At 39.4% G+C, this 25,233-nt stretch carries 26 protein-coding genes; 5 read left to right on the top strand and 21 right to left on the bottom strand.

The window, feature by feature from the left end:
- Positions 1 to 13: 13 nt before the first annotated feature.
- Together ACFW35_RS05745 and dnaE are read right to left on the bottom strand one after the other, a co-directional pair.
- Entirely contained in the window at positions 14 to 1,255 is a 1,242-nt protein-coding gene (locus ACFW35_RS05745; RefSeq protein ID WP_379844387.1) for an NAD(P)-dependent malic enzyme, read from the bottom strand.
- A 114-nt stretch (positions 1,256 to 1,369) separates the two neighbouring features.
- Positions 1,370 to 4,753 carry a DNA polymerase III subunit alpha gene (gene dnaE / locus ACFW35_RS05740; RefSeq protein WP_379844385.1) on the bottom strand — a complete coding sequence of 1,128 codons (3,384 nt, stop codon included), beginning with the start codon at positions 4,751 to 4,753 and terminating at the stop codon, positions 1,370 to 1,372.
- Positions 4,754 to 4,915: 162 nt separating this feature from the next.
- Between dnaE and ACFW35_RS05735 the strand changes: the two genes are divergently transcribed.
- From ACFW35_RS05735 to ACFW35_RS05725, 3 genes are all read left to right on the top strand, one after another.
- Complete coding sequence (locus ACFW35_RS05735) at positions 4,916 to 5,248, top strand: YtrH family sporulation protein (RefSeq protein WP_379835170.1); 333 nt, start codon at positions 4,916 to 4,918, stop codon at positions 5,246 to 5,248.
- Entirely contained in the window at positions 5,248 to 5,757 is a 510-nt protein-coding gene (ytrI, locus tag ACFW35_RS05730; protein ID WP_379835172.1) for a sporulation membrane protein YtrI, read from the top strand. Before ACFW35_RS05735 ends, ytrI begins: the two co-directional genes overlap by 1 nt.
- A gap of 120 nt (positions 5,758 to 5,877) precedes the next feature.
- The gene (locus ACFW35_RS05725) at positions 5,878 to 6,060 is read left to right on the top strand and encodes a hypothetical protein (protein ID WP_379844384.1); all 183 of its coding nucleotides are present in this window, start codon (positions 5,878 to 5,880) and stop codon (positions 6,058 to 6,060) included.
- A 69-nt stretch (positions 6,061 to 6,129) separates the two neighbouring features.
- On the opposite strand, the gene ACFW35_RS05720 is transcribed toward ACFW35_RS05725, so the two are convergent.
- Complete coding sequence (locus tag ACFW35_RS05720) at positions 6,130 to 7,077, bottom strand: DHH family phosphoesterase (RefSeq protein WP_379844382.1); 948 nt, start codon at positions 7,075 to 7,077, stop codon at positions 6,130 to 6,132.
- Positions 7,078 to 7,162: 85 nt separating this feature from the next.
- On the opposite strand from ACFW35_RS05720, the gene ACFW35_RS05715 reads away from it, so the two are divergent.
- A complete protein-coding gene (locus ACFW35_RS05715) occupies positions 7,163 to 7,462 on the top strand; it encodes a YtpI family protein (protein ID WP_379844381.1) in 300 nt (99 codons plus the stop codon).
- Between the two features lie 573 nt (positions 7,463 to 8,035).
- On the opposite strand, the gene ACFW35_RS05710 is transcribed toward ACFW35_RS05715, so the two are convergent.
- From ACFW35_RS05710 to ACFW35_RS05680, 7 genes are all read right to left on the bottom strand, one after another.
- The gene (locus ACFW35_RS05710) at positions 8,036 to 9,352 is read right to left on the bottom strand and encodes a DRTGG domain-containing protein (RefSeq protein ID WP_379847397.1); all 1,317 of its coding nucleotides are present in this window, start codon (positions 9,350 to 9,352) and stop codon (positions 8,036 to 8,038) included.
- An 82-nt stretch (positions 9,353 to 9,434) separates the two neighbouring features.
- The gene (locus tag ACFW35_RS05705) at positions 9,435 to 9,674 is read right to left on the bottom strand and encodes a hypothetical protein (protein ID WP_379835177.1); all 240 of its coding nucleotides are present in this window, start codon (positions 9,672 to 9,674) and stop codon (positions 9,435 to 9,437) included.
- 54 nt (positions 9,675 to 9,728) lie between these two features.
- The gene (locus ACFW35_RS05700; RefSeq protein WP_379844379.1) at positions 9,729 to 10,409 is read right to left on the bottom strand and encodes a metal-dependent hydrolase; all 681 of its coding nucleotides are present in this window, start codon (positions 10,407 to 10,409) and stop codon (positions 9,729 to 9,731) included.
- A gap of 141 nt (positions 10,410 to 10,550) precedes the next feature.
- Positions 10,551 to 11,675: an alanine dehydrogenase gene (gene ald / locus ACFW35_RS05695; protein ID WP_379844378.1), complete on the bottom strand. Its 1,125-nt coding sequence runs from the start codon at positions 11,673 to 11,675 to the stop codon at positions 10,551 to 10,553.
- Between the two features lie 308 nt (positions 11,676 to 11,983).
- Positions 11,984 to 12,145, bottom strand: coding sequence for a hypothetical protein (locus tag ACFW35_RS05690; RefSeq protein WP_379844376.1), 162 nt, complete (start codon positions 12,143 to 12,145; stop codon positions 11,984 to 11,986).
- Between the two features lie 66 nt (positions 12,146 to 12,211).
- Positions 12,212 to 13,597, bottom strand: coding sequence for an argininosuccinate lyase (argH, locus tag ACFW35_RS05685; RefSeq protein ID WP_379844375.1), 1,386 nt, complete (start codon positions 13,595 to 13,597; stop codon positions 12,212 to 12,214).
- A complete protein-coding gene (locus ACFW35_RS05680; protein ID WP_379844373.1) occupies positions 13,594 to 14,796 on the bottom strand; it encodes an argininosuccinate synthase in 1,203 nt (400 codons plus the stop codon). Before ACFW35_RS05680 ends, argH begins: the two co-directional genes overlap by 4 nt.
- Before the next feature lie 215 nt (positions 14,797 to 15,011).
- Here ACFW35_RS05680 and ACFW35_RS05675 point away from each other — a divergent pair, with 215 nt between their 5' ends.
- Positions 15,012 to 15,326, top strand: a complete 315-nt coding sequence (locus tag ACFW35_RS05675; RefSeq protein ID WP_379844372.1) for a hypothetical protein — start codon at positions 15,012 to 15,014, stop codon at positions 15,324 to 15,326.
- 38 nt (positions 15,327 to 15,364) lie between these two features.
- On the opposite strand, the gene ACFW35_RS05670 is transcribed toward ACFW35_RS05675, so the two are convergent.
- The 11 genes from ACFW35_RS05670 to ACFW35_RS05620 form a co-directional block, all read right to left on the bottom strand.
- Complete coding sequence (locus ACFW35_RS05670) at positions 15,365 to 15,871, bottom strand: MogA/MoaB family molybdenum cofactor biosynthesis protein (RefSeq protein ID WP_379844370.1); 507 nt, start codon at positions 15,869 to 15,871, stop codon at positions 15,365 to 15,367.
- Positions 15,872 to 15,882: 11 nt separating this feature from the next.
- On the bottom strand, positions 15,883 to 16,719 hold the full coding sequence (locus ACFW35_RS05665) for an EcsC family protein (protein WP_077359317.1): 837 nt from the start codon (positions 16,717 to 16,719) through the stop codon (positions 15,883 to 15,885).
- Between the two features lie 80 nt (positions 16,720 to 16,799).
- On the bottom strand, positions 16,800 to 17,675 hold the full coding sequence (locus ACFW35_RS05660) for a helix-turn-helix domain-containing protein (protein ID WP_379844368.1): 876 nt from the start codon (positions 17,673 to 17,675) through the stop codon (positions 16,800 to 16,802).
- Between the two features lie 208 nt (positions 17,676 to 17,883).
- Positions 17,884 to 18,555 carry a GNAT family N-acetyltransferase gene (locus ACFW35_RS05655; protein WP_379844367.1) on the bottom strand — a complete coding sequence of 224 codons (672 nt, stop codon included), beginning with the start codon at positions 18,553 to 18,555 and terminating at the stop codon, positions 17,884 to 17,886.
- A gap of 52 nt (positions 18,556 to 18,607) precedes the next feature.
- Positions 18,608 to 19,273 (bottom strand): GNAT family N-acetyltransferase, encoded by a 666-nt coding sequence (locus tag ACFW35_RS05650; RefSeq protein ID WP_379844365.1) that lies wholly within the window; start codon positions 19,271 to 19,273, stop codon positions 18,608 to 18,610.
- Between the two features lie 30 nt (positions 19,274 to 19,303).
- Entirely contained in the window at positions 19,304 to 20,185 is an 882-nt protein-coding gene (locus tag ACFW35_RS05645; RefSeq protein WP_077359321.1) for a carbon-nitrogen hydrolase family protein, read from the bottom strand.
- 185 nt (positions 20,186 to 20,370) lie between these two features.
- Complete coding sequence (locus ACFW35_RS05640) at positions 20,371 to 21,558, bottom strand: acetate kinase (protein WP_379844363.1); 1,188 nt, start codon at positions 21,556 to 21,558, stop codon at positions 20,371 to 20,373.
- Between the two features lie 206 nt (positions 21,559 to 21,764).
- Positions 21,765 to 22,763 carry a class I SAM-dependent methyltransferase gene (locus ACFW35_RS05635; protein WP_379844361.1) on the bottom strand — a complete coding sequence of 333 codons (999 nt, stop codon included), beginning with the start codon at positions 22,761 to 22,763 and terminating at the stop codon, positions 21,765 to 21,767.
- Positions 22,764 to 23,388: 625 nt separating this feature from the next.
- Complete coding sequence (tpx, locus tag ACFW35_RS05630; protein WP_264191145.1) at positions 23,389 to 23,886, bottom strand: thiol peroxidase; 498 nt, start codon at positions 23,884 to 23,886, stop codon at positions 23,389 to 23,391.
- Positions 23,887 to 23,976: 90 nt separating this feature from the next.
- The gene (gene ytfJ, locus ACFW35_RS05625) at positions 23,977 to 24,441 is read right to left on the bottom strand and encodes a GerW family sporulation protein (RefSeq protein ID WP_379844359.1); all 465 of its coding nucleotides are present in this window, start codon (positions 24,439 to 24,441) and stop codon (positions 23,977 to 23,979) included.
- A gap of 2 nt (positions 24,442 to 24,443) precedes the next feature.
- Entirely contained in the window at positions 24,444 to 25,115 is a 672-nt protein-coding gene (locus ACFW35_RS05620) for a DUF2953 domain-containing protein (RefSeq protein WP_379844357.1), read from the bottom strand.
- Between the last annotated feature and the right edge of the window lie 118 nt (positions 25,116 to 25,233).

The raw sequence follows: 25,233 nt of genomic DNA, 5'->3' as shown, positions 1-25,233 counted from the left end.
TCCTTTACCGGTTTCATTCATCTTTTCCAATGATGGCAAGCCTCTTTGTCTTTTCAGCGATTTCTGCTGGATTCATACGAATTCTTGCTACACCTGTTTCCATAGCCGCTGTTGCTACAGCCGCTGCGACTGCAGGAGCTACTCTTGGATCAAAAGGAGCAGGAATAACATATTCTGCGCTTAATTCCATCGGATTTACAAGACTTGCAATAGCATGAACCGCTGCGATTTTCATTTCTTCGTTTATATGGGTTGCTCTTACATCTAAAGCTCCACGGAAAATACCTGGGAAAGCTAGTACATTATTAACTTGGTTAGGGAAATCGGAACGGCCTGTTCCAATAACCATTGCGCCTGCTTCACGTGCTTCGTGAGGCATAATTTCCGGGTTAGGGTTAGCCATTGCAAAAATGATTGGCTCTGGGTTCATAGATTCAACCATAGATTTTGTCAGTGCACCCTCAACAGACACACCTACAAATACATCTGTACCACTGATCACATCAGCAAGGGTACCTTCTTGTTTTGTACGATTAGTAAATGATGCAACTTCTGTTTTAACAGAGTTCATACCAAAAGGACGGCCTTCATAAATAGCGCCTTTTGTGTCACACATGATGATGTCTTTAACACCAAAGCGGTCTAATAATTTAATAATCGCAATCCCAGCTGCACCTGCACCATTTACGACTACTTTGATTTTGGACATCTCACGGCCGGTTAATTTCAGTGCGTTAACGAGGCCTGCCAAGGTGACAATAGCTGTACCGTGCTGATCATCGTGAAAGATAGGGATATTTGTTTCTTTTTTCAATCGTTCTTCAACTACGAAACAATTAGGCGCTGCGATATCTTCTAAATTAACACCGCCAAATGTAGGCTCCAGCAGCTTAACCGTTTCAACAATTTTATCTACGTCCGTTGTGTTTAAACAGATTGGAAAAGCATCAACACCTGCGAAACTTTTAAACAATACTGCCTTTCCTTCCATAACAGGGAGAGCAGCTTCAGGACCGATATTCCCTAAACCTAATACAGCTGTTCCATCTGAGACAACAGCTACAGTATTCCCTTTCATCGTATAATCATAGACTTTTGATTTGTCATCATAAATATCCTTACAAGGTTCTGCAACACCAGGAGAATAGGCAAGGCTTAAATCCTTTGCATTACGTACTGGCACCTTTGATTTTGATTCCAGTTTTCCTTGATGTGTTCTGTGCATGTGTAGAGCTTCTTCTCGTAAAGTAGACATCGTTTCATCTCCTAATGTTTTTATATTTAAGGTTGATGAGTCAAATTAGGAGGTGGTCAGACCACTGTTATTGACTCATCCATTATATCAAATGTTAACAAGCTGTAAAGTTTTTTAATTTCTTTTAAATGCCACATTACCTTCGCCTGCAACGGATTGAAGCTCCAAGAGCAAATCCTCTGTAGCATTAATTTTTTGTGATATCTGTACTTTTTGTTTTGTTTCTTCATAGATCAAAACAACGGGAATGCTTCCTTTCGATTGATCCAATATTTGCTTGATCGCATTCAAATGTTCAGGTGAATGATGCTGTTTATCGATTTTGATAAACACAGCAGCTTGCTCTTTTGATTTCAGTTCATGCAGCGGCTTGCATTTATTTATCAATACTTGCAAAGCATCATTTCGCTGTTCAACACTTCCTTCCAAAAACAGTTGCTCTCCTTTTTGCAGAAGTACATGATATGACTCGTACACTTTTGGGAAAACGACAGCCTCTATCTCTCCGCTTTCATCACTTATCGAAAGAAAGGCCATTAGTTCTCCTTTTTTCGTTTTTATGACACGGACTTTATCTATTAAAACACCAAGTCGTACAGAAGGATCTTTACCCTTAATACCAGCTATGTCAGTTGCTGCCCAGCTTTTCAGCACAGTGCGGAATCTTTCTAAAGGGTGTGATGAGAAGAAAAAACCTAATGATTCTTTCTCGAATTTCAGTTTCTCACTATCCTGAAAGGGCTGAACGTGGACGTAAGAAGGTTTAGGAAGATTAATATCATCATCAAACAGATACATCTGATTTTTTCTCGATATTTCCTGAAATTCCTCACCATATTCAATTGCTGTTTCAAGCGAAGCAAGCAATACAGCTCTGTCTTCGCCTAAATCATCCATCGCTCCTGCAAAAATCAAAGACTCCAGTGTTCTTTTGTTCACAATTTTTTGAGGACACCGTGCACATATTTCAAAAAGGTCTTGAAATGGCTCCTTTTTATTTTCGTGCATTAAGGTATGAATGGCATTTATCCCTACGTTTTTAACGGCCAAAAGACCAAAGCGAATACCTGATTCTTCAGGTGTGAAAATTGCTGTACTCTTTTTAATAGAGGGAGGGAAAATTTGAACGCCCTTTTGCATCGATTCCTTAATATACTGATTTACTTTATCATGATTGCCAATAACGCTCGAAAGTAATGCTGCCATAAAATGAATGGGGTAATTGGCTTTTAAAAAGGCGAGCTGATATGCGATAACACTGTAAGCTACTGCATGGCTTCTTGGAAAACCATAATCAGCAAACCGTACAATCAGATCATATAAAGCATCTGCAGACTTTTCATCATATCCCTGATTTAAACAGCCTGCAACAAAATGTTCGCGTTCTTTCATCAAAATTTCACGCTTTTTCTTTCCGACTGCTCTTCTCAGCAAATCTGCTTCACCCAGTGTAAAGCCAGCTGCCTTTGTCGCGATCTGCATAATTTGTTCCTGGTATACAATTACTCCGTACGTGCTCTTTAAAATTGGCTCTAAATCGGGATGCATGTACTCCACTGTTTTCAGACCGTTTTTGCCACCGATATAATCTGGTATGTTCTTCATGGGTCCTGGTCTGTATAAGGCATTGACAGCAACAATGTCTTCAAATTCAGTAGGTTTAAGCTGCTGCAGAACTTTTCGCATGCCGTCTGATTCTAATTGGAATACTCCTGTCGTGTCACCTTGTGAAAGAAGTTCAAAAGTCTTTGGATCAGTGAATGATATTTCATTAAGGTTAATCTTGATTTGTTCATTTTTTTCTATAGATAGCAAAATATTTTCAATTAATGAAAGATTGCGCAGGCCAAGAAAATCCATTTTCAATAGTCCGGCAGCTTCAAGCCATTCCATACTGTACTGAGTTAACGGAATTCCATCATGTCCTGTTTGCAAGGGAACCGTCTGTACGAGAGGGGTTCGGGAGAGTACAACCCCTGCAGCATGGGTTGAAGCATGCCTCGGGAGACCCTCAAGCTTCATCGCAATTTCAATAAGTTTTTGCACACTTTGATCTGATTGATAAGTCTTCTGCAAACCATGTGATTCTTTTAATGCGTCTTCTAAAGAGATGCCTGGTCTAGAAGGAATATTTTTCGCAGTTTGATCAATCAGGCCCGGAGGCAAGTCCATCACTCTGCCTGCGTCTCTCACAGCAGCTCTTGCGGCAAGTGTACCGAACGTAATAATTTGAGCTACATAATCTGTACCGTACTTTTCCGCTACATACCTCAAAACTTCATCGCGGCGATTATCCGGGAAATCTATATCAATATCAGGCATCGTAACCCGCTCAGGATTTAGAAACCGTTCAAAAATGAGACTGTGATGAATCGGATCCACATTGGTAATCTCAAGCACATATGCAACTAAAGATCCCGCAGCCGAACCTCTTCCAGGTCCGGTTATCATCTTTACATCATGTGCATATTTCATAAAATCCCATACGATCAGGAAATAATCTTCAAAATTCATGTTCTTAATAATATTAAGTTCATATTGGAGACGGTTTTCGATTTCAGAAGTCACCGTATCAAATCTATTCTTTACACCTATTAAGCATAACTCTGTCAAATATTCAAAACTGTCTCTTTCACCCGGAACAGGATATTTCGGAAGTGCAATCTCTCCTAAAGTGAGCTCAAGGCTGCACATGTCCGCTAGTCTTTGAGTTTCTTCTAATACTTCAGATGAATGGGAGAATAATCGTTCCATTTCACTGTGAGATTTAAAATAAAATTCTCCTGTAGGCAGTTTATACCTGTCAGGATTATTTATCTTCTCTCCATTTTTGATGCAAACAAGAACATCATGAGCCTTTGCATCCTCAGCATGTAAATAATAGATTTCATGCGCACAAAGGAGCGGAAGATTAAATTCTCTTGCAAGAGACTGAAGTTGAAGATTTAATGTCTTCTCAAAGCCTGTACCATGATCCTCCAGACCAAGGTAGAAACGATCCGGAAAAACATCTTGATAAAAACGAATACATCTTTCCAGCAAATTCGCTTCACGTCTTTCAGCGGAAAGATACTGTTGAATCTCCCCTTCTGGACCTGACGATAAAGCAATAATACCTTTTGAATGCATGGAAAGTTCTTCATGTGTTACAGGTGTGATATCTCCACCCTGCTTTGTTTGCATTAGTGTCGATAGCTTCAGAAGATTCTGATACCCTTCTTTGTTTTGTGCATATAAAAGGATCTTACTCCATTGTTTTGTATGTGAATCACTTTCCGAATCTGATTCTCTAATTTCCGCCTCTAAACCTATAATTGGCTTTATACCCGCTTTTTTGCATGCCGTATAAAATTTTAATGCTCCATACATATTGCCTTTATCTGTTAATGCCAATGCAGAAAAACCAGATTCAGCTGCTAGTTCTACAAGTGCTTCTATGCGGCAAGAGCTTTCGAGAAGAGAATACTCGCTATGTATATGCAGTGGAACAAATCCCATACCTTCACTTCCTTTTTTGCACCTATTTCCAACTCCATTATAGTATAGAAGTAAGAGTGTGTTAATGAAACAGGCTATCCGATGTCTGTTAAACTCTTTATCTGTAAAACGAGCATACTCTTCTTTTATTATCCATACATTGGATAAGAGAGGAGGGTTCTCATGGTACGCGATTTTTTTGCAAATATAATTCTTGATTTTGCCATTGCATTTGGTGTGCTTCTAGGAGGTGCGCTAATAGGCGGACTCGCAGCATTTCTTGTTGGAAAAGCCCCTATTCTCGAAATGATGGAACTGGCTAAAAAACTAAAAATCTGGGCGATTGTTGCAGCAATCGGAGGTACATTTGATACCATATCAAACTTTGAAAGAAGCTTTGAAACTGGAGCAACTTTTGAGATTTTTAAGCAGCTCACTTATATCTTTGTTGCAATTGCAGGTGCTAATACGGCAATTATTTTAATTCAATGGCTAAGCCAGGAGCATATGAACTAATGAGGATTCCGCCGCTCTATCACCGAAAGGGCTATCAGCGTTTTTTTGCAGGAGTCGCCATCGGCTTCATCATTGGCTGGGCGTTTTTCCTTTTTCAAGGCGGGTTAGCGCATGAACGACTAATTCAATTAGTAAAAGAACAAAAGACAGAGTTAGATGATTATAAGAAAAAAAATGAAATTCTCACTTCTGATGATAAGAAAGCAAATGAAGAACTGGCAAAGAAATTCAAACTGCATGAAATTAATGTCCGTTTTTCAAATACCACATCTGATAAATTGTCTAACCTGACTAAACTGCATTTAACAAAGGCAGTCGAGGATGATCTGGAGCATCTGATAGGTGAGGATACCGAGACAATCGCAAAAAGTCACGTTTTACTCGTACAAGCTATCGAAAATAAACTGTTTCAGTTTGATGATGAACAAAAATATGAGGTGAATATCGATCACTTATATCTCTATACGGGAATACTGCGAATTTATATTTCTGCTCGTGTGATTGAATGAATATGCATAAATTATGGTCTAAATATTACGTTTTCATGAATCTTTAGGCTGCAGAATAGCATTTACCCCATTTTTTGTATAGAATATTATTAAAAGAGTGAATATTGGGGGGAAACTAAAATGATTATTAATCGAAAAGAACTTGCACGTGAAAAGGTTAAAGAATTGCAGAATGGTTTCTCTGCTTTCGCAGAAACGAAAGAAGTAGCAGATTTAATTAAAAGAGAGCTCGCTAAGTTAAACTTGAAAGTTCATGAAGATGTTACTGATCTAGGCTCTTGGTTTATCCCAGAAAAAAATTAATGACTACACAATGTAAGGCTTGATTGCAAGTCTTCGAAAGTGTAAAAAGGCCCCCCGATGAGGCCTTTTTTATTTGTTTTTATATTCAATACAAGCTTTCCTTAATTCTGAAAGAACAGACTGAGTCTCTTCTTTCGTATATACAGTAGCTCCTGATGCTCTAGGGTGTCCTCCTCCATTAAACTTAGCTGCAATCTTATTTACAACCGGTCCTTTTGAACGAAGTCTGACCCTGATTTGATCAGGCTCATCCACAAAGAAAACCCAAGCTAACAGGCCTTCAACATGCGAGAATGAATTGACTAAAAGTGAAGCCTCACCCGCACTTGCATCATATTTCTTTAATGTTTCTTCTGTGAGATGAATATAACCGACACATTCATCTACAATTGAAAAATGCTGAAGAACATAACCATTTAATCTTACCAGCTTCTCTGAAATTTTATAAAGGTTCTCATGAATCTCAGAAGGTGCAAAACCTGTTTTAATCAGCATACCTGCATATCTATGTGTCTTTTCTGTTGTATTCGAAAACAAGAACCGCCCTGTATCACCAATAATACCAGCATACAAAAGTCTCGCGGCATTAGTATTCAGCCTTAAGCCATTATCAGCTCCATAGAGATAAAAATCCATAATCATTTCACTTGTTGAGCTTGCCGCTGTATCTACCCAAACTAAATCACCATACGGATCTTCATTAGGATGATGATCAATCTTTATAACCGTTTCACCTAAAGTGTAACGCGTATCACTGACTCTTGGCGAATTCGCCGTATCGCATATTATTACTAAAGATCCTCTGTACATGTCGTCTTCGATAGTATCCATTTTATTTAAGAAGATAAGGCTATCATCCTCTTCCCCCACTGCATAAACTTCCTTCTCAGGAAAGCTTGCCTTAATTATGGCCGCAAGTCCGCCTTGTGAACCAAGCGCATCGGGATCTGGTCTTACATGTCTGTGAATAATAATTCGTTCATATTGTTTAATTTTATTTAAAATTTCCTCTTTCATAATGAACTCCTTTTACACCTAGTTGTGGCAATTCTTGTTTTAAACGTTTACAATATAGTGGAGTAAATACTTGGGGGAATTTTCAATGCCGATTTTTATTATCCTTATTATACTTTCTTTTGCTCTTTATGTGTTTTATAAAGTTCGTGAAGTACGTGCAAAAGAGCCTTTTTATAAACAATGGACTGCGACAAAAGCAAAGATGGCGCTTGGGGCATTTTTAGCTTCCTTTGGTTTAAACGAATTAACAGCTGTAGAAGGCCGTGTTCAGCTTTGGGTTGCTCTTATTTTCCTGGCTTACGGAATCGTTCTTTTACTGATGAACTGGAAAATGTACAAGCATTTTTTAACACTTGCTCGTCAAGAAGCAAAAGAAACGAACTGAAAATAGTATGAAAAAGTCCCTCCGAAGGGGACTTTTTTCTTGGCTGTTTTCGTTAGCTTTGATGCTCGTGGAAGTGGTTGATCTCCGTTTCAGATGCTCGCTTTCCGGGGGGCGTGCGGTGAGCAACCTCGACGCTTTGCGTCCTTAGGTGTCTCACCTGTCAAACTGATCCCCCAGGAGTCTCACATCTTACACTCCAATCAACTTGTCAGTGAAGTCTTTTAAGCAACAATTAAAAAAACGCTCTTTTCTAAAAGATTGTTGCTACTGAGAGGTTTTGACATAAATTGCTTCAATGAAAAGTTAGTTGGAGTGGAAGGGCGAGACTCCTCGAAAATGAAAATCATATTTTCTTCGTGCGATATATCGCTGCCGGAGCCTTCCTTGTCCTGCAGGATGAGTGGGACAGGTGAGACCATTCAATGTCGCAAGGCGACGAATGGGCTCACCGCACACCCTGAGGAAAGCGAGCCCTGTAACGGAAATTAACCTCTTACAAAAGCAACAAAGTTTACGAAAAACAGCCTTTAAAAAAGTTCGCTTCTAAAAGAATGCTGCTTGGTGATTTGTTTTTTAAGACCGGTGATCGATTAGTTGAGCCATCATCATAGCCTTCCCTGCAATCTTACCGTCATGATATATCTCAACATCTACTTTTCCAAATTTCCTGCTCACTTCCAGTACTCTTGGAACAAATTGTATTTCACTCTCTATTTGAACAGGCTTAATATAGTAAAAGGTTACATTTTCAACGACTAAATCACCTTTTTTAATTCTTCTTAAAGTCTTGCGAGCTGTTTCTGTTACTAGCGTCATTAATACCCCGTATGAAACTGTTCCTAAATGATTCGTCATTTGCGGAGTAATTTTACAGGTGAAGTTAACTTCATTCTCATACTTATGTTCTTTTAATTCTGTCGTGATTAAATCATCGAATGTCGCACCCACTTGAGGCTGCTTCTGCATCATCTGCATTGCCTTTAACACATCTTGCCGGGTTAAGATTCCGATCAGTTTATGTGAAGAACCTGTAACCGGAAGCAGCTCAATGCCTTCCCAAATCATCATGTGTGCACATGCTGCGACAGATGTTTTTTCAGTTACTGTTAATGGTGATCGTGTCATCACTTTTTCAATATTCATGTCCTCGGATACACCAATAATATCTTTCGATGTTACTACACCGGTTACACGATTCGATTGATCTACTACAGGATAACGGCTGTGCATTGTTTCACGGTTAAGTTCATGCCAGCGCTCGACCTTATCGTTCTGAAAAAGATAATGTGTTTCATCAATTGGAATTAGAATATCTGAAGCTAGTACAATATCTTTTTTAATTAACCGGTCATGAATCGCCTTATTGATCATTGTCGCAACAGTAAACGTATCATAACTCGTAGAGATAACCGGCAGTTCTAATTCGTCAGCAAGTCTTTTCACTTCTTCTTCCGTGTCAAATCCACCGGTGATCAAAATCGCGCTGCCAGCCTTCAACCCTAACTCATGAGCATTAACACGGTTACCGACAATCAATAAACTCCCCGCATCAACATAGCGCATCATCGCTTCTAGTTTCATTGCACCGATTACAAATTTGTGCAAGGTTTTATGAAGTCCAGCTCTGCCTCCAAGTACCTGTCCTTCAACAATATTAACAACTTCGGCAAATGTTAATTTTTCAATATTGCTTTTTGCTTGCCGTTCAATGCGAATGGTCCCTACACGTTCAATCGTGCTGACAATCCCTTGGTTTTCTGCTTCTTTAATCGCTCGATAGGCCGTTCCTTCACTAACTGTTAAATCTTTTGCGATTTGCCGAACGGAGATTTTCGACCCAACATCAAGCTCAATAATGTGCTGCAATATTTGTTCATGCTTTGTTAGCATTGCATTCACCGTTCCTTTTACCTGTATCTATCTGTTTCAGTTATTTGACTAATACAGATTATACAGGCAATGGAACAGAAACTCAACTTTCCATGTGCACCCTTTTTCGTGACTTTTGATTAACAAAAGGCTGCCTCTTAACTGTTCTTTTTCTAGCTTCATTTTTATTAAACAGTAAACTTAACACCAGCATGCCAGCAAATCCTGTCCAGGCAACTGAAAAAAAGGTTTGCATCGTAAGGCCTTCAAATGATAATGCAGGTAATCCCACGTAAAACAATACGACAAGCATAAGTAACTTTGCTATTTTTTCCTGACTCATAAAACAACCTCCCTTACTATCATTCGTATGCATAGAAAGGGAGGTTAGAATCATTTATATATTTAAGCTTTCACCACTCTGAAGCACTTTTCCTTTACTTCCGAGCTTGGACACAAAAGAGCTTTCTGGATCTTGTTCGATAGGCGGGAAAGTATTGTAATGAATAGGAACGGTTATTGGAGCTCCGATCCATTTAGCTGCGATTAAGGCATCTTCTGGTCCCATCGTAAAATTATCTCCAATCGGCAAGAAAGCTGCGTCAGGTTTCTCCAGTTCACCGATCATTTTCATATCGGAAAAGAGTGCAGTGTCCCCTGCATGATAAAGGGTTTTATTGTCAGAGGAAAATAAAATTCCTGCAGGCATACCTGTATAGACGACTGTTCCGTCCTCTTCCTCGTAACTAGATCCATGAAAGGCTTGTGTGAATTTCACTTTTCCCCATGAAAATTTACGGCTGCCTCCGATATGCATCGGGTGTGTTTCTACACCTTTTGAAGCAATGTAGTTTGCAAGTTCAAACGGCGCAACAACCAAGCTGTTATTTTTCTTTGCAATTTCCACTGTGTCGCCAACATGATCATTATGACCATGCGTTAAAAGAATTACATCTGCTTTAACATCTTCAACGCTGATTTTACATTGACCATTTCCATTAATAAAAGGGTCGATCCAAACGGAGTGCTCACCCGTTTGAATTTCAAGTACAGAATGTCCATGATACGTCACTTTCATTATAAATACACCCTCCTTCAAATAATAGGATTCGTTATTGCATCCTACTTTCCTTTTCATACCCTATTATAGGACATAAAAAAAGTCCGATTCCAGCCACAAGGAATTAAAGGCTGAAAATCGGACTTTTATTCTTTTCAGTTATTGTTTTTGAGCCAGAATTGAACCTGCGTCTTTGTAGTCTAACTGATGAGCTTCTGCAACTGCTTTATAGGTTACAAAGCCATGGAGTGTATTTATACCTTTTAATAATGCTTCATTATCCAGACAAGCTCTAATATATCCTTTGTTAGCAATCTGCAATGCATAAGGAACCGTTACGTTAGTCAGACCAATTGTGGATGTACGCGGAACAGCTCCAGGCATATTCGCAACCGCATAATGCAGCACACCATGTTTTTCATAAGTAGGGTTGTCATGTGTCGTAATGCGATCAACTGTTTCAAAAATTCCACCTTGGTCAATAGCTACATCAACGATGACAGATCCCGGCTGCATCCCCTTAATCATCTCTTCTGTTACCAGTTTCGGTGCCCTTGCACCCGGAATTAGAACTGCACCAATAACTAAAGCCGATTCTTGAACAGCAAGTGCTATGTTAAGGGGGTTCGAAATCAGAGTATTGATCTCGACACCAAAAATATCATCGAGCTGACGAAGACGTTCAGGGTTTAAATCGATAATAGTAACGTCAGCACCAAGACCCATAGCAATTTTAGCTGCATTCGTTCCCACAACTCCACCGCCAATAACAGTTACCTTTCCGCGCCTTACACCTGGAATTCCGCTTAGCAGAATCCCAAGTCCGCCTTTAGGCTTCTCTAAAAACTGTGCGCCAATTTGTGCGGCCATTCTTCCAGCAACTTCACTCATCGGTGTCAATAATGGGAGCGTTCCATTTGGAAGCTGAACGGTTTCGTACGCAATTCCGATTACCTTATTTTCAGTTAAAGCTTTTGTCAATTCAGGTTCAGGAGCCAGATGCAAATAAGTGAATAAAATCAGACCTTCACGAAAAAAACAGTACTCTTCCGGCAATGGTTCTTTAACTTTCATAACCATTTCCATTGACCACGCTTGGGTCGGAGTCTCAACAATTACTCCGCCTGCACCTTCATATTCTTCATCTGAAAAACCAGATCCAATTCCAGCACCTTTTTGTATAAAAACTTCATGGCCAGACGCCACTAAATTTAGTACACCAGCAGGAGTCATTGCAACTCTGTTTTCATTATTTTTAATTTCAGTCGGTACACCGATCTTCACTGCATTCCCTCCCTGAAAGTTATTGGAAATTTTTTCTTCATATCTATAGTTACCATACCACCAAAAAACTAAAATAAAAAGACGGATTTATTTCTATTTGTAAGACAGCTTTTAATGTTCCCGAATTATAAAGAAACATTCATTAGAACGTGATTGAAGAGAGAAAGTACGTGTCGAAGCATGCCGAAAATCACGTATATTTAACGTGCGATTAATAAAATTATCGTGTGTTTTCCTTAATGTTGTCTGCGATATATATAAGTAAATAGAAAAAGGATAACTCCTGGTGAGTTATCCTTACTTTATTGCTATTGAAGACTTTCCTCTTCGTCTAACTTTGTGCGCTGCTGGCCTTGATCAACTTTATCAACAACTCCGCTTTGGTAAGCTTCAGTAATCTGCTGATGAACGGTCATTTCGCCTTCTTGATCATATTCCAGCTGCTGATTCGGATGCTTCTCATATTCCATGTAACTTCCTCCTTCGATATTGAAACCTTGCCATTAGTTTCTGTCTTCAGGAGAAAGTTATCTCGGTTAATTATTGGAAATATATACGGCGGATTTTGCTGCCTCAAGCTGCTGGCGTACTGCTTGGAATCCGGTTCCGCCTTCAGAATTTCTTTTTTCAACTGCAGTCTTTGGAGAAAGTGCCTCATACAAATCCTCTTCTACGACCGGACACCATTCTTTATATTCCTCAAGGCTAATATCTAGCAGATAGCATCCCTTTTGAATGCAATTAAGAACCATCTGCCCTACTAGTTCATGTGCTTCTCTAAAAGGAATCCCGTTCTTCGCAAGATAATCTGCAAGTTCTGTTGCATTTGAAAAATCTTGATGGACGGCTTTGTTCATTCGGTCTTCATTAATCTTTATTTCATTCATCATGCCAGTCATAATGCTCAAGCAGCCTTTGACTGTTTTTACAGCATCAAATACCGGCTCTTTGTCTTCTTGCATGTCTTTGTTATATGCAAGGGGAAGACCTTTCATTAATGTAAGCAATGAAAGAAGAGAACCATATACTCTTCCGCTTTTTCCGCGAATCAGCTCAGCCATATCCGGATTCTTTTTCTGCGGCATCATGCTGCTGCCGGTTGTGAAGCTGTCACTGATCTCGATAAACCCAAATTCTTCAGATGACCAGAGGATCAGTTCTTCACAAAAACGTGATAAATGCATCATGATCATGGAAGCATTGCTGCAGGATTCGATAGCAAAATCTCGATCACTGACTGCATCTAAGCTGTTTAAATATTTTTTAGAGAATCCTAGTTCGTTCATTGTTACATTTCGATCAATCGGAAATGTTGTTCCAGCAAGTGCACCTGCTCCAAGCGGCATAATATCTGTTCTTTTCAAACTGTCTTGAAGCCTCTCTTTATCTCGTTCAAGCATCCAAAAATAAGCTAATAGATGATGAGCAAATGAAACAGGCTGTGCACGCTGAAGGTGCGTGTACCCAGGAATAATTGTTTCAACATGGTCTTCAGCTAAATTCAGCAGTGAGTTTTGAAGTTCATTAATATGATCTATAATGACCAGGGTTTCTTCTTTTACAAAAAGATGAAAATCAGTTGCCACTTGGTCATTTCGGCTTCTTGCGGTATGGAGTTTTCCGCCATCCGGACCGATTTGATCGGTAAGCAGCTTCTCAAGGTTCAAATGTATATCTTCATACTTTACTGAATACTCCAGCTTGCCTTCCTGCTCTTGTACTTGAAGATCTTGAAGACCATTTTTTATATTTTCATATGCACTCTCTTCGATAATTTCACTTTGGAATAACATTTTGGCATGAGCAAGGCTGCCATTAATGTCATGGCTAGCTAGTTGTTTATCAAAAGATATGGAAGCTCCAAATTCATCTACCCATTCTTCCGGCTGTTTCGAAAAACGGCCTCCCCATAATTTTTTCACACTCTCACCTCATTTTTTTGAACCATGCTGCTAACTTTTGTCGGCAGACCCCATAATGAGATAAATCCTTTTGCAGCACCGTGATCAAACATGTCGTCAGATGTATAAGTAGCAAGTTTTTCATCGTAGAGTGAGTAAGGTGATTTTCTTCCTTCCACAATTGCGTGGCCTTTGAAGAATTTAACTCGCACAGTTCCTGTTACATAAGTCTGTGTTTCATCTAAAAAGGCTTTTAAAGATGCATTTAATGGAGAGAACCATAGACCCTCATAGATTAATTCAGTCATTTTCTTTTCGATGATCGGCTTGAAGTGAGCGACTTCTTTAACAAGTGTCAAATCTTCAAGCTCTTTATGGGCTTTAATTAAGGTCGTAGCTGCAGGACATTCATACACTTCACGTGATTTAATTCCAACCAGTCGGTTTTCAACATGGTCAATACGTCCAACACCATGTGCACCGCCCCATTCGTTAAGCTGATCAATAAGCTTTTCAAGTGAAACGTTCTTTCCGTTTAATGAAACTGGAACACCTTTTTCGAATCCGATTTCAACGATTTGAGGCTCATCTGGTGTATTTTCCAGTGCAGCTGTCATCTCATATGCTTCTTCTGGAGGAGCTGCCCATGGATCTTCTAAAATCCCGCACTCATTGCTTCTTCCCCATAAGTTCTGGTCAATAGAAAAAGGATTTTCTTTTTTAATCGGAACAGGAATATCATGCTGTTTTGCATATTGAATCTCTTCTTCACGTGACCAGCTCCATTCACGCACTGGCGCTAATACTTCAAGATCCGGAGCTAAAGCTGCAACTGAAACTTCAAATCGAACTTGGTCGTTCCCTTTTCCTGTACATCCATGAGCAACTGCAGTAGCTCCGTATTTTTTAGCCGTTTCTACTAATTTTTTTGCGATTAAAGGTCTGCTCAATGCAGAGATCAACGGATATTTCCCTTCATACATTGCATGTGACTGCAGTGCAACTAATGCATATTCTTCTGCGTATTCTTTTTGGACATCTAATACGATAGATTCTGAAGCTCCAATTGACAAAGCTTTAGATTGGATAAATGGAAGGTCCTTCCCTTCGCCAACATCCAGGCATAGTGCAATTACCTCATAGCCCTTTTCTGCCAGCCACGGAATTGCTACCGATGTATCTAATCCCCCAGAGTACGCTAAAACAACCTTTTTTCCCATATAATATCTCTCCTCCTGAAAACTTGATAATGTATATTTTATTTATTTTTATACATAATTGTTTATAAAAATACCATTTATAATAATTCATACTATAACAAAAAGAGAGAATAAAATGCAAGGTTATTCTTAAAAATGTATAAAAATAATATCAGTGATTATTCTGGCTACATTGCAGCGCCTTTTGTACAATGGAAGTAAGAGGTGATGATCGGATGCACAACCATTTTGTTTGGGATGATAAGCTTGGAATTTCAGTTCCTAAGTTGCATAAATCATGGGAAGCATATAATAGGGCTGAACAAGCAGCCATTATGCTGCAATGGGAAAAGATTAGAGGCACGATTCCAGACCGAATTAGAGAAATTGAAACACAAATTAATAAACTTCAAGACCGTTTATCATTAGAAGAAAACTTTGAGTTATCCTGTGAATTAAACGATAAAATTGCAAGCCAAGCATCCATCATTAATGATCTCTGGCTTTGGTACAGATTAAACCAGCAGGTAACCATGAAAATACACGGATAAAATACACAAAAAAAAGAGGGTGCCTATGCATCCTCTTTTTATTTATGAAGCTGTTGTACGATATGCGTAAGTTCTGGCAAAATTAATTTTTCCATTCCGAGCTTCACAGCACCCGATGAACCTGGCAGTGCAAAAATAGCTGTTTTTCCGTGCACTCCGGCAACAGCACGGCTAAGCATTGCCCCTGAACCTATATCTTCTGTATAGCTTATCATACGGAAAAGCTCCCCGAATCCGGTGATTTCTTTTTCAAATAATGATGATAAGGATTCTATCGTTACATCTCTGGGGGCGATTCCTGTTCCTCCATTAAATATGACAACATCAATCTCTTCATCCTTAATAGCAGCTTGAGCCGCTTCATTAATCAAATTCATGTCATCACTTACAATTCTATACTCACGGATGTCATGATTTTGTTCAGTGAGGAATGATCGAATGATCCTGCCGGATTTGTCTGTATCCTTATTTCTTGTATCGCTTACGGTTACAATCATGCATTTTGCTTTCTCAGGTGCTAGTGCTTTATGTTCTTGTATACTCATAAAATGAACACCTATCCGTTATATTTTTCAAAGAGATATCTTTTTTGATAAAACTTATGTGCAATTTCAGTTATTTTTCTTGATTGCTGATAGTTCAATACAGCTCCGAGCGCCATCCCAAAAACAGGAATGCCCTGCATGAGTTTCTTTCTTACCAGCAAAATAGCCATCACCTTTACAATTTGTTTAACTGGATGAGACATCCAGGAAATATCAGCAACGACATCTGTACCTGCATAAAAGATTGGATCATCTTCCCCTCGTATCTCCTCCATCAGTTCATCCCACTTTTCCTGCTGGTAACGCTTTGGCATCGTTGCAGCATGATACACTTTCAGTGAGCGCATCATTTCAGATGGTCTCTGGATATCATAGCCATAATGCATAGCTATCGACTGGACAGAACGAACACCGAGAGCTACCATCGCTGGGAGATCAGTTCCCAAAAAGAGCACACCACCCGTACCCGCAAGCCCCCCCTGGGAAAAGGACAGCAGTCTATTCCGTGCGATTTGCTGATCAGCCATATAGGAAAGCTGGTCAATCGTACACTTTTTTAGATCTTCTATTTCATAAATATCGTCTCTGAAGACTCTTGCTTCGGAAAGCAGCCGCTGTTTGGTATCAAGCTGAAATTGCGAGTTTTGAATAAGGGCATGAATATGGAAAAGCACAGAATCCACATAACCTCCTATTTTATCCTGCATTTCATCTGGTAAAAGGGTGAGTCGGTTGGTAACCCATTTTTCATAAGTTCGCCCAAAATCCGTTGGCTCATATGTAAAATAATTTTGTTCCCACGCTTCGATCGATTTCCATATCTGTTCTTCACGCTCGGTATAAGACATGCTGCTCCTCCTTTGTCTTTTTTTATAGTTTAGTATAAACAAGCAATGAAGTAAAAAATGACTAAATATTCATCAATCATTTACCGTGAACTTAACTTTTGAAACTCCTTTGGACTAAGAGCAAACTTCTTTTTAAACTGCTGAAGAAAAGCTGATGTACTCTGATAACCTACTTGGGCAGCAATATCAGCGATTGCAACGGCTGGATTGCGAAGCAGGATTGCGGCTTGCTCCATCCTTATATCTGTCAGCCGCTCCATAGGAGACATTCCGATATATTTTTTATACAGACGGTTCAACTGGGACTCACTAACCATTGCTATCTCCAATAAATGCTGAATCCGAATTCTTTGATGATAGTTTTCCAGGAAAAAACCCTCTGTATTTAATACAGGATCAGGGTAATAATTGGTTTCCATCATGTACGAAATCTTTGAGAGCATATGTTCATCCGGAAAGATGAAGTACAGCAGTTTGTTCAACAAAAGTACCACAAAGAAATCCTGGTCTTCATTAAGACTCGTTACTCTTTCTATGGTCTCAGCAAGAACTGCTCCTATTTCTGCAGACCAGTCTTGATGTAGAATGCACACTCTATTGGTTTCCTTTAACTCGAGCTTTCTTTTTCCATACTGAATAAGCATCTGAATAAACTGTTCAACAATCTCTTTCTTCAGGTAAAACAAAGCCCCAAGCGATTCTTTTTCTGCTTCAATCGTAATAGTGACTCCTTTTGGGTACAGCAGGAAATCCCCGGTCTTTACTGTTCGGAATTCATCATCACCCACACGATAGTTCACTTTTCCCTCTAACACAAACAACAAGCCGGGTTCATATGAAAATTCGGTTTGTTCACTTTCCTCTTTAAACGTTTTAAAAGAGAGATAACTGGACTTTACTCTCGTAAGCTGTTCACGCTTCTCTCGAATAACCTTTCCTAAAATGGCAGAAGTCACACCATCACCCGCTTCACTCATAGTACTATCATTTTACACCAAATAAAGAAAATTCGCCGGTTGGCATGACTGTATGCAAAGCTAGCGACATGGTTGACCTAATATTTAGTTCTTGAAAATTTTTGGTGTATCGATCTATCTAACCTGCAAAAATATTATCTTTCTTAACGTATAAAAAGCTTGCTCCCTCAGGAACAAGCAATCCGTTTTATATAGCTACAAGCTCAATTTTCTCTTTGTCCTGCAAAATTTGAATCATCTTTAGCCATTCTGCAGGTTTTTTTTCCAAAACACTGTAATAGGTGGAAAGAAACTCGGCAATAAAACCTCCGCTTAATGAAGTGATTTCAGAATCGAACGGAAGGAAACAAAGGTCCAATCCGCTTACCGCTCCCCCGTCATCGAGCCATGATGGATGTACATAAGAGAAGTTCAGTTTCTGGTATCCCATGTGGGACAATACCTCACGCCGGACATAAGGATTCATCGCAGAAACCCCTCCGAACGGAATCGCCTCCACCTTATAAGGATTATAGATTTCTGCGAACATTCCACGAATCTTTTTTCCGTGTTCTGCTGCAAGTCGATTAAGATCCTCCAGCCTATTTTTTGCAAGGAAAATACCGATTCCTTTTCCTTCTTGGCCGATCAGTGTGAAATCCGTCATAGCAATATTCATATCAGGATAATAGCGGTACTCAGTAGCTCCGACTACTTTACCTTCGTCTACTGCAACAAACATCCGGATAGAAGGATCGATAAGGGGTTCTCTCCAAAGTTCAAAATCCAATACTTCTTCTTTTGGAAAGATCTCTTTCATCAGCGAATAAAATTGTACAAATAAAGGATCATCAATATTTTTTATCTTTATATATTCCATGTTTCTCCCCCAATATATATTTTATTGAAAATTAACCATACCTTAACGATACCTATTGTATAAAAGGATTTTTCCATTCCATCAAAGCGGCATAGTTATGAGACTCTTCATCTTCCAGATAATTAGACACAATTTGTAAAGGAGTTCTTCCGCAGCGGAGCAAGAAGGAAATAACAGGATCGCGGATCTCCGCTTTTACTACTCCCTCGAGGTATTCCTCTGGATTCATCTCATGTGAATGTTTATGAAATCCCGGCATTCTCCCTCCTCCGAGGAGCCGCTTTGCCCCAAGGCTGATCACTGTTTCATACATAGATTGCATAAGAAGTTTACCCAGATCAAGGCTTCGATAGGAAGGGCGTACACAAATATCTACAATATATAATGTATCTCCATCTTTATCATGGTTCCGAATATAACCATTGTCTGTGATCTCTTCCCATGTATGTTCAATGTTGTTAAGATCCAGTTTTACAAGAAGCCCTGTTATAGAACCGGCAAGCTTGCCGTCAATCTCCACACAAAGAGCACCTTCGGGAAAGAGTGTTATATGATTGCTTAGTTGCTCTTCGTTCCACCAAAGTTCTGAAGGGAAAGGAGGCGGAAAACTTTCTTTCTGAATGCTGATCAGTTCTTCAAAGTCTTGCTGTGAATAATTTCGAACGACAGCCTTGTATGCTTTACCTTGTTTATAAAGATATTGTTCTTTTCTGTACATGAACAGCATCCTCCATTTCACCTTCACTTGTTACCCGATCAGTTCTTCTTTTACAAAGTGTTCCCAATCAGGATAAAGGTCACTCCTTCTATCTCTCCATGTGGTCACCGAACCGCTTTCCCGAACCTCATAAAGGAGGTCGAGATCAAGATCAGCACTAATGACCATGTCGTTGTTGATGTCTCCTTCAGCCATAATGCCTCTCTGCGGAAACGGAACATCGTTAGGTGTAATAACAGCCGCCTGGCCATAGTTCATACGCATAAAGTCAACTGTTGGAAGGGAACCTACTGTACCAGTTGTTACTACATATACCTGGTTCTCGATTGTTCTAGCATGACAGGAATATCGTACTCGGTGGAAGCCTTGTGAATCATCGGTACAAGAAGGACAGAATATCACATCTGCTCCCATCGCTCTTGCCATACGCACTACTTCAGGAAATTCAATATCATAGCATGTTAATATCGCTATCGTACCCTTGTTTGTCTCAAACACCTGCAAGCCCTCGCCAGGGGTTATGTTCCATTCTTCTACCTCGGTAGGAGTGATATGAAGTTTCGGCTGTTTGCCAATTCTTCCGTCCGGATAGAATAGATGAGCTACATTATACAGCTTCCCCTGTTCTTCAATGACATGTGTTCCGCCGATAATATGAACACGGTACTCTTTTGCAAGAGATGTAAACAGCTGATAATACACCTCAGTAAATTGGGGCAGCTGATTGATCTGCTGGGCTTGATTCAAATATGGAATCGACATCAGTTGTGTCGTAATAAACTCAGGAAATAAAACAAAATCTGTTTTAAATTCAGCAGCGATCTTCACATAATGTGTGATCTGCTTTTCAAACTCCTCAAAACTGGAAATCGTATGCAAATGATATTGCACAGCTGAAACGCGAAGTTTCATCGTGATCCCCTCCTTCATAAAATTACAATATCTGTATCTAATTACTTTCTTTTAAAGTGTAGCAAAAAAGAAAGTTTTATCTATATGTAATTCCTTCAAAAATCCATGTGTTTCTGTCAACTTTACACATCAAAAAAGCAATCGTTGTTCATGCCATACACATGAACAACGATTGCTTCTATAAACTACATTGCGATACGCATCGTATCTCTTGCGATCATAACTTCTTCGTTTGTAGGAATGACGATTACTTTTACAGGTGAATGCGGATAGCTGATAAATGCTTCTTTCCCGCGAACCTGATTTAAAGCAGGATCCCAATAAACACCCATAAATTCTAATCCGCGCAGTACACGCTCACGGACTGCTGTACTGTTTTCACCGATTCCTGCAGTAAAGATGATTGCATCGATCCCTGCCATTCTTGCTGCATAAGAACCGATATACTTGTGGATTCGGCTAGCAAATACTTCTAGCGCAAGCTCAGCACGTTCATTTCCCTTCTCCGCTTCACTCTCGATGTCACGCAGGTCAGATGAGAAACCAGAAACGCCAAGCATACCACTCTTATTGTTTAACACGTTCAATACTTCTTCAGCACTTTGACCCGTCTTCTGCATGATGTAAGGAATTAATGATGGGTCAATGTTTCCTGAGCGAGTTCCCATTGTTACACCAGCTAAAGGAGTGAATCCCATAGAAGTATCTATTGATTTACCACCTTCAATTGCTGCAATACTTGCTCCGTTTCCGAGATGGCAAGAAAGAAGACGAAGCTGTTCAACCGGACGGCCTAGAAGTTCAGCCGCTCTTTCCGAAACATACTTATGACTTGTACCATGGAAACCATATTTACGGATTCCGTATTGCTCATAATACTCATATGGCAAGCTGTAAAGAAATGACTTTTCCGGCATTGATTGATGGAAGGCTGTATCAAACACAGCAACTGCTGGTACATTCGGCAATACATTTTTAAATGCCTTAATGCCCACAACGTTTGCAGGGTTATGCAATGGAGCAAGATACGAAATCTCTTCGATTTCTTTTAAAACTTCATCTGTAATTAATACTGAATCATTAAACTTTTCTCCTCCGTGTACGACACGGTGGCCAATTCCTTCAATTTCATCAAGGGAAGAAATAATATTATGTTTGATCAATTTATCTAAAAGCATAGATACAGCTTCAGAGTGGTCTTGAATATCTTTTACTTCTTTTACTTTTTCACCATTTACTTCGGTTGTGAAAATAGAATCGTTCAAACCGATACGTTCAACAAGTCCTTTAGTTAAAACTTCTTCTTCTGGCATTTGCAGAAGCTGAAACTTTAAGGACGAGCTTCCGGCATTAATTGCAATAATTTTAGCCAAAATAGACATCTCCTTCATATTCAATGAAAAAGAAGAGCGCTTTGGTGCGCACTTCTAACTCATTAATACTATAATCCTTCCTTATTTAAACATTGCCCCTATTTATAATCAAGGCTGTAAAACGCTTACACCTTATATTCATGCAATTCAGATTTGAATGCGTTTGCAACTTAACAAAAAAAAACAGCATAGGTTATCCCACGCTGTTATTTTTCACGTTCCCATTCAGTTTTAAACCACTCATCTATTTGTTCCATCACATTCGCAAGTCCTGCTTTATTCGAGAAGGAGGGAAGCTGCGCTAGCATTGCTTGTTTAGGTTTTATAGCTCCTTCGCCATTTTTCTGAAGAATAAGGATACTTTTTGCATGGACAGTTGATTTAAAAAGAGATTCAGGCAGCTGAAGCAATCCTAAAATTGCTACATTTTCTTTAATCCAATCCTTCAACAAACCTGATTGCTCGCTTTCAAAAAGGTTGTTAGGAACGATAAATATTCCGATTCCAGATTCCTTCAGGTGATGTACGGCTTGCTCAATGATGAGATGGTGTGCGTATGTGTGGCCGTCTTTTTCACTGACTTTAAACACTTTAGCACTTTCGTCATCTGGGTAGTATCCAACCGGAAGATCAGCTACGACTACGTCTACGGGATCAGCATAAAGAGGTTTAATCACATCTTGATGAAAGAGTTCTACTTTATGTTTTTGAATATTTGCATTTACCCAAGCTAAACGCAATAGTGTTTCATCTACCTCCACACCAAAAGCTTCACATTGCTTTTCTTTAAGCTGGTTTAATACAGCAGTCAATAAGTTACCTGAACCTGTTACAGGATCCAGCAGTGTAAGATGTTCAGCTTTTTTCATAAACTTTTGAACGAGATAGCCCGTAAATAAAGCTACAGCATCGGGAGTCATCGCGTGATGCGGCTGCACTGCTTCCTTCATGCCTTTTAATACAGCAAGCTGAAATGCCTTTCGCAATTCTTCCTTGTCATATTCCGCAAAATTAACCTTTTTATATTCATCTGTTAATGCACTTATTAGCTCTTTTGGATATTCTTTAGGAATCTCTTGAAAAAACAGATTTTCTCCTGTATCAACGAGAGCATCTAAATAAGGGAGATCAAGCTTCTCCTTAATTACCGTTGCAGTATTATCCATTACTATAAACATTTTTTCTACATCTTTAAAATTACTCATTACCGCGTCCTCCTATGTTTGCACAGGAAACATTTTAACAAATGAAGTGCATGGTACACAATCTAAAGGGCTTTTTGTAAACTTTGTTGCTTTTGAATGTAGTTAATTTCCGTTGCAGGACTCGCTTTCCGCAGGGTGTGCGGTGAGCCCATTCGTCGCCTTGCGACATTGAACGGTCTCACCTGTCCTACTCATCCTGCTGGAGTCTCGTCCTTCCACTCCAATTAACTTTTCAGTGAAGCACTTTGTGATAGCCTCTCAGTAGCACAATCTCAAAGAAAGGCTGTTTTCTTAAGGATTGCTGCTTATGGCTTTTTCTATTTTCATCATTTGCAAGTTGATTGGAGCGAAGGGTGCGTGCCTACCACATGAGAAGCTTCTTGCTAGGCATGCGACGAGGAAGCTTATCTCGTTAGCAATTACTTGTAGACGCAGGAGCAAGGATACTTCTAAGAAGCGGTCAGGTGGAGACTCCTAATAGCGCAAAGCGGCAGGAGGCTCACCGCATGCCCCGTGGAAAGCGAGCAACCTGGAGCGGATATCAACTACTTTCAAGAGCAACGATAAGAAAAAAGCTTATAAAAAATCTCCGGTACAGACGGTGCACCGGAGATGACTGGTTTGTTTATTTTGCAGCTTTAGCAGCTTCAATGGCTGCTTCATAATTTGGATGACTCGTTACTTCGTCTACATATTCAACATATGTAATTTTGTCCGAGCTATCGATAACGAATACAGATCGAGCAAGAAGACGAAGCTCTTCAATTGCAACACCATAAGCTTTACCAAACGAAAGATCACGGTGATCAGATAGTGTTTGAACATTTTCAATACCCGCTGCAGCACACCATCTTTTTTGTGCAAATGGCAGATCTACAGAGATTGTTAATACTTTAACATTTCCAAGCTTTGAAGCTTCTTCATTAAAACGGCGAACTTCTGCATCGCATACACCTGTATCAACTGAAGGTACAGCTGCAATCAGTCTTACACTGCCTTTTGAATCTGCCAAAGTAACTTCTGACATATCATTTGCAAGAACTTTAAAATCTGGAGCTTGATCCCCTGCTTTTAACTGGTTTCCTAGTAAAGTGACTGGTTTATCTTTAAATGTTACGCTCATGGTCTATAACTCCTCCTTTAAATTTATGTACTTCCATATTCATCTTAAAACATCACAGAAGAAAAAGCTAACAAGATGTTAGCTTCCTTTTTAAAACTCATTTGTTTGTGTGTTTGCAGACCCTTTTTGCTTATTTTTATTCATTAAATGCTGCAGCTTATCGATAACGCCAGGAGCTAAGTCTAATATTCTTTCATATAGATGCGTACTATTGTCTAGGTGTATGGTTTTTATACCAGTATTGCTTACGACAAGGAATGCGATAGGAGTGATTGAAACTCCGCCTCCGCTTCCTCCACCAAACGGCATTTCTTTTGAACCGTTCGAAGACCCTTGCTGAGAGCCTTGAGACCCTTGAGATGATTGTTGATATTCCTGCTGATTTCCAAATTCACTTCCTCCAGCAGCAAATCCAAATCCAACTTTTGAGACAGTAAGGATCACACTGCCGTCAGGAGTTTCAACAGGATCTCCGATAATTGTATTAACATCAATCATTTCTTTAAGATTTTCCATAGCGGTTTTCATTAAACCCTGGATTGGATGTTCACTCATTTTTACACTCCTCCAGTCATATATTCAGAATTTACGTGAGATGAACGTCTTGAATTCCTCCAAGACTTTAGTATTTTTAACATAACGACAATAGCATGCCCGATTTTAAAAGAAACCATACAGGATAGCCTTGTTTCACTGTGCATTCCTTGAAAAACGGGAACTACTGAAATCGATGGAGTTCCTTTTAAACGGAAAAAGGTATTTATCAGCTGCAAAACAATCCCTTTAATTCCCCATACGGTTCCAGCCGCAACTGCTGATGATGAAGCTTCACCGAGACCGATAGCACTATGCCATTCAAGCTGAGACACTTTTATCTTTTTTAAGAAGTATGCAAGTATCCGATACAGGTTTTGAACATGTTTTAATGTTTTTTGAAACGATTCATACTGATTTTTTAATTTTTTAAATGAAATCTTCTTTTTCTTTTCTTTCTTCTGTCCCATACTCGTTTGCTTTTCTTCTTTTATCTTTACTGAATGGTCTTCTGCATCTATTTGGACAATCGGTATATGCAATGTGTACCGAATTATCCGATACATACGCAGCGTGATCTGTATATCACTGTTATCGTTGCGATGAACAAAATGAAGCGCTACATTCAGCGTCGAGAACATCAAAATAGTAAATAGGAATAAAAAAATTCCTAAAATGATTAAAATCCATTCCATAAAAGCTCTTCCCTTCTCTTTTTTCAGTATAGGCAATCGACATTTAATCTAAACGTAACGAGAATGTCTGATACAATATAATAGGAATCAATATTTTTAAGACCGAACACAATAACTG

The organism is Fictibacillus sp. NPDC058756, assembly GCF_042746035.1.
In the GTDB taxonomy this organism is placed as follows: domain Bacteria; phylum Bacillota; class Bacilli; order Bacillales; family Fictibacillaceae; genus Fictibacillus.
Note: the sequence above shows the minus strand (reverse complement) of the source record. Positions and strands in the feature narration are given on the sequence as shown.